Genomic DNA, 4,570 nt, shown 5'->3' on the forward strand with positions numbered 1-4,570 from the left:
GTCGTACAACAGAACAGATTCGCCAACAGCCTTAACAAAATATAAAGATTTAACGCCTGTTGAAGAAACGCATGCTTTTAAATCGATGTTTCATGCACCAAATTTAAAACGCGATAGAGGTACTGGCCGTCCGACTAAAAAAGACAGACGTGAAACTGACGATTTGATAGGAGGAATGTTCGAAGAGGAGGATTAGTTAGTTTTCAGTTTGCAGTTTACGGTTTTCGGTTTCCTGCGAACTGATCACTGCATACTGCAAACCGAAATACCGCATCCGGTAACTCATCATTGCTGTTTTGCCCAGTTTTTCTATCAATTTATAATTGGCGACTGCACCGACTGCTGCCCCTACAAATGGAAGCATCTGCGCAAGTTTCGCTAAATCAATATAATCGCGGTATTGCTGTTGGAAGGTAAGCCAGTCAAATTCATCAATATTGGTAGGTAATTGATGGGCTTTATCATCCCAATCCTGCATTTTCATAAATATATTCTGGCTTTCTTTTTTACTTGAAAAGGCCAGCTGGAAGATGTGTAAAATATATAAACGTTCGCGGTAATCTTTAACATCGTATCCGTAAACTGCAGCAATATCAAAAAGCATCTTCATCTTTATGCCCAGCAATAGGGGGAAATCCGCTAGGCTCATTAAAAAACCTCCTGCTCCTGTAATTCCGCCTTCTGCCGCACCTGTTTTTTTATAGTTTTCTATCTTTTGCTTAATTAATGCCTCGCGGTGCATCAAGGTTAAATCGGTAATTGGTTTCGATGTGGTAAATGTAGAACCAAAAAGCACAGCCTTAACCATCTGTTTAATCGCAGTAGTTATGGCATTATGAACTTTATCAGGAATATAACTGTTTATTTTCTTCTGCACCTTATTAGTTACCTTATTCAAGAGCGAAGGTTTTTGCAAGGTTTTAAACTTCCAGAAATTTAGTTCACTACTTATTTTTTGTTCGTAGGTCATGCTTAATTACTACAATAATTATTCCTTAAAATTTAACATAAAATAACTTTGAAGAATAAAGAATAAACTATATATTTAGTTACCTAAATATGAACTTAATCCTTTCATTATGAAAACCTTAAAATTGTTATGCTTACTCGTATTTGCTGCTGGAGTAGCAAATGCACAAGGCGTGAAATTTTCTGCTAATACGCCTGCAGCAGGAAGTACAGTTAAATTTACTTACGACCCTAAGGGGACCAATCTCGAAAATTTGGCTGATGTAAAATGTACCAGTTATACTTTTTTTTCAAAATCGAATCCCAAAAGCACTAAAATTGAACTCACTAAAGACGGAACGGTTTATAAGGGAGAAATTTCTACTCCGGATAGCGTTACCATAGTTGGACTTGCTTTTTCGGTAGGTGATAAAAAAGATKAAGCGCCTGCCGGTTATGTTTTAGAATTTACTAAAGCAGGGAGAGTGCCAGCTGAAGGATAAAGGAACGAAACTAATCAATGAGAATATTTCTGCGTTATCGAAACTAAAAGAACCAAAAGAAGAAGATTTAGGTACAGCTTTAAGCCTTTACTCACTATTAAAGAAAAAAACTCAGGCAGATTCTGTTAAAGCCATCATAATTAAAAAATACCCTACAGGAAATTACGCCTGGAATGATGGTATGAATTCACTTTATGGTACAAAAGATTTTGCCACACAAATACAAAAGGCCGAAGAAATGATTGCCGCCTTTAAACTTGATCCAGGTAAAACAGTAGATGCAGGTAGATTGAACTCAATTTATAGTATGTTGGCTAACAGCGCTATAAAAGCTAAAGATCTGGAGAAATTTCAGGATTACGCCAAGAAGGTCACCGATAAAATGACCAGGGCAAGTTTGTATAACAATAGTTTTGCCTGGCCGTCTGCTGAGAAAAAAGAGAATATCGAGCTTGCTGTTCAGCTTTCAAAACAATCGCTCGAACTGATAGAAGCATCAAGAAATGATGAGATGCCAAAATATTACAACACTAAAGAAGAATACCTCAAATATTTAGACGGCGCTTATGGTATGTATGCTGATACTTATGGACTGTTGTTATATCATCAGGGAAAATTTAAAGAGGCTTTAGCTATGCAAGAGAAAGCCATTCCTTTATATGCGACAGTTCCGCCCGATGTATCGTCCCGTTATGTAACTTATTTAATTAAGGATGGCCAGGATGATAAAGCTTATACTGAGGCCGAAAAATTAATTAAAGAGGGTAAAGGCAATGATTCGTTAAAGAACGAATTTAAAGTGCTTTATACTAAACTAAAGAAAGATGGAACTTATGAAACTTACCTGGCCAATTTAGAAAAAGCAGCCTTAGAAAAAGAGCGCGCAGAATGGATAAAAAAAATGATTAATATTCCAGCCCCTGCGTTTTCATTAACAAATCTTAAAGGCGAAACCGTAAGTCTAGCCAGTTTGAAGGGAAAGATTGTAATTTTAGATTATTGGGCAACCTGGTGTGGACCTTGCGTGTCTTCTTTCCCAGGCATGCAAAAAGCCTTAAACAAATATGCCAGTAATCCAAATGTGGTATTCCTGTTTGTAAATACCTGGCAAACAGAAGAGAATAGAGAAAAATTGGTAACTGATTTTATTACTGCAAAAAAATACAATTTTAATGTGCTGTACGATACCAAAAACGTAAAAGACCCTTCCGAATTTGATGTGGTAAGCGCCTATAAAGTTGATGGAATCCCAACCAAATTTGTGATTGATGGGGATGGTAATATCAGGTTTAAAGCAGTAGGTTTTTCTGGCTCTGATGATGGTGTGGTGAAAGAAATAGACTCGATGATCGGCTTGCTGGCAGGAAAAGAATCGAGCAAATAAACAATGATTTCCAAACAGGAAAGGTGCTGATTATCGGCACCTTTCCTGTTTTAGTATTCTATCCTCATTGGTGAGGTTTCCCATAGCTTAAAAGCTGCCAGGGCTTCATCGCGCATCAGTTGGATAACCGGCAGGCTTCTGTTTTCCATCGGCTTGTCTAGCTCTTCGTAGATAAATTTATCACTAAAGCCAATGTGTTCGGCATCAGCCTTGGTATTTGCATAATAAATCGTATCAATTCTTGCCCAATAAATGGCGCCTAAACACATGGGGCAAGGTTCACAACTGGTATAAATTACACAGCCACTTAAATCGAAAGTGTTTAATTCTGTACAGGCCAGCCTGATTGCCGAAACCTCTGCATGCGCAGTTGGATCGTTGGTAGAGGTTACCTTATTTGCCGATTTAGCAATCAACCTCCCATCTTTTACCACTACAGCTCCAAAAGGCCCACCAATGCTTTCGCTTACATTTTGTACGGATAACTCGATTGCCATCCGCATATATTCCTGATGTTGATTGTCCATATTAATTTGATCTTTTATAAAAAACAGCACAAAAAAAATGCCCCGATTTTATACGAGGCATTTATATTTTAATGGCTATTCGCTTATTTTTTGCTGTATTCTGCGTTTAAGCCTTTAATTACTTCTGAAGTAACATCTAAACTTTCGTCGGCAAATAAAATAGCGCTGTTACCTTTTGAGTAAGTTAAAACCATTTTATAACCTTTTTCTTTAGCGTAACCTTTTAAGTAATCAGCCACTTTATCATAAAGTTTTTCATTCTCAGCAGCTTGCTCATTCTGTAAAGCACCACCAGCATTTTGTTGGTAAGTTTGTAGTTCTTGTTGTTTACGTGCTAAACGCTCTTCAGTGCTTTTACGTTGATCGGCAGATAAAGTTTGTGCCGATTGCTGGTATTGTGCAACTTCTCTTTGAAAAGCCTGACCTTTAGCTTGCATGTCTGCCTGAGCATTTTTGGTCTTACCTTCAAATTTCACTTTTAGGTCTTTGAAGTATTCATATTTTGTAAGTAACGAGTCGGAGTTTACATACACAATTTTCTCAGCTTGAGAAACCGCTGCAGTAGTACCCTCTGTTTTTTTAGTTTCAGTAGTTTTAGTGTCTTTGTTCTGGCATGCAGAGAAAGCAGTTATCAAAGTTGCTGTTGCAAGTAAACCAAAGGTTTTAAAGGTTCTTCTTTCCATTCTTGTTTAATAAATTTTAGCAAACTTATATAAATTAGTTTTTATATCCAATTTAAAGAAAAGTCTGTCGCAACACAAGAGAGATTTTGAGTTTGGCGTAGTGCGTAAAGCGTTTAATTTACTAAACGCTAAGCGCCTACCACTAACCGCGCAATATGATAAGTGGTGATTTGAAAAGCAAGGTCAGTATTTCAAATCGTTGTTCGTCCCGCTGTCCGCTTTATTTCATGCCCGCTGCCATCGGGTTTAGGTGGCACGGCTAGTAACGCCATTTGGGGTTGCAGGGTGGCAATAGCAAATTTCAAATACGAAACGTTCCTACGGAACGAAAAAACGTTTCATTTTTTTTCTACCCATGAGGCGTTCCTCTGGAACGGGTTGCGATTTAGAAATCTTAATCTTTAGCGTCCCCTTAGGGACGTTTCGTAGGTAGCCAATTGAATAATTGGCGTTTTCGTTCCGTCGGAACGTTTGGCGGGCTGGTGCGATAATCCTACAATATTTGCAGGTTGTGGCCACCTAAAC

At 38.0% G+C, this 4,570-nt stretch carries 5 protein-coding genes and 1 pseudogene; 3 read left to right on the forward strand and 3 right to left on the reverse strand.

Annotated features, from left to right (window positions below; translation table 11 throughout):
• Positions 1–196: pseudogene (locus tag AC1DND_RS23600) on the forward strand (RNA-binding S4 domain-containing protein); the annotation flags it as partial.
• Here the strand turns inward: AC1DND_RS23600 and AC1DND_RS23605 are convergent.
• Positions 197–970 (reverse strand): EcsC family protein, encoded by a 774-nt coding sequence (locus AC1DND_RS23605; protein WP_477585029.1) that lies wholly within the window; start codon positions 968–970, stop codon positions 197–199. It lies immediately after the preceding pseudogene.
• A gap of 109 nt (positions 971–1,079) precedes the next feature.
• Here AC1DND_RS23605 and AC1DND_RS23610 point away from each other — a divergent pair, with 109 nt between their 5' ends.
• Both AC1DND_RS23610 and AC1DND_RS23615 read left to right on the forward strand, forming a co-directional pair.
• A complete protein-coding gene (locus AC1DND_RS23610) occupies positions 1,080–1,451 on the forward strand; it encodes a hypothetical protein (RefSeq protein WP_477585030.1) in 372 nt (123 codons plus the stop codon).
• A 181-nt stretch (positions 1,452–1,632) separates the two neighbouring features.
• Complete coding sequence (locus AC1DND_RS23615; RefSeq protein WP_477585031.1) at positions 1,633–2,835, forward strand: TlpA family protein disulfide reductase; 1,203 nt, start codon at positions 1,633–1,635, stop codon at positions 2,833–2,835.
• Between the two features lie 50 nt (positions 2,836–2,885).
• Here AC1DND_RS23615 and AC1DND_RS23620 read toward each other — a convergent pair whose 3' ends face one another.
• Positions 2,886–3,362, reverse strand: a complete 477-nt coding sequence (locus AC1DND_RS23620; RefSeq protein ID WP_215129351.1) for a nucleoside deaminase — start codon at positions 3,360–3,362, stop codon at positions 2,886–2,888.
• Between the two features lie 83 nt (positions 3,363–3,445).
• A complete protein-coding gene (locus AC1DND_RS23625) occupies positions 3,446–4,045 on the reverse strand; it encodes an OmpH/Skp family outer membrane protein (protein ID WP_477585032.1) in 600 nt (199 codons plus the stop codon).
• Positions 4,046–4,570: the final 525 nt, after the last annotated feature.

Source organism: Pedobacter sp. 01N416 (assembly GCF_056399685.1).

Coding starts and splice junctions, on each gene's coding strand:
- AC1DND_RS23620 (WP_215129351.1), bottom strand. CDS start 3,362: ATGGACAATCAACATCAGGAATATATGCGGATGGCAATCGAGTTATCC.
- AC1DND_RS23605 (WP_477585029.1), bottom strand. CDS start 970: ATGACCTACGAACAAAAAATAAGTAGTGAACTAAATTTCTGGAAGTTT.
- AC1DND_RS23625 (WP_477585032.1), bottom strand. CDS start 4,045: ATGGAAAGAAGAACCTTTAAAACCTTTGGTTTACTTGCAACAGCAACT.
- AC1DND_RS23615 (WP_477585031.1), top strand. CDS start 1,633: ATGAATTCACTTTATGGTACAAAAGATTTTGCCACACAAATACAAAAG.